This is a genomic window from Actinospica durhamensis (genome assembly GCF_018139695.1).
Classification (GTDB): Bacteria; Actinomycetota; Actinomycetes; order Streptomycetales; family Catenulisporaceae; genus Actinospica; species Actinospica durhamensis.
In genome coordinates this window covers 1-396 of the sequence record NZ_JAGSOG010000860.1, presented here as the reverse complement: position 1 = coordinate 396, position 396 = coordinate 1, and the positions used below count along the sequence as shown (strand labels likewise).

1 protein-coding gene is annotated in these 396 nt (G+C 56.3%); it reads right to left on the bottom strand.

Features of this window, described 5'->3' with window-relative positions; translation table 11 throughout:
* Positions 1-182: 182 nt before the first annotated feature.
* A partial coding sequence (locus KDL01_RS42580; protein WP_212534364.1) for a hypothetical protein occupies positions 183-396 on the bottom strand: 214 nt, incomplete at its 5' end.

The following is a 396-nucleotide window of genomic DNA, read 5'->3' as shown; positions in this document are numbered from 1 at the left end:
TCCTCGCTGTGTTTCTTCAAAGGAACCTCGACCATCGGTGTACCCGATGGACGGGGTATCAACATATCTGGCGTTGACTTTTGGCACGCTGTTGAGTTCTCAAGGAACGGACGCTTCCTTCGTACTCACCCCTCCGGGCTTTCCTCCGGGCGCTTCCCTTCGGTCTTGCGCTTCCGACTCTATCAGATCTTTCCGATCCGATTTCCTCGGTGCTTTCCGGGGTCCCGCGTCCGCGTTTCCCTTTCCGGCGAACCCGACTTTATCAGAAGTTTCAGGGCGGATTGACCGGCCTTCGTTTCCGATTCATCGGGAGGGTGCTTCTTCGAAATCGGTGTCTCGAGAAGCGGATAGATGTCACTGTCGCCTTCAGGGTCAGACCCCATCTCCAGGCAACTG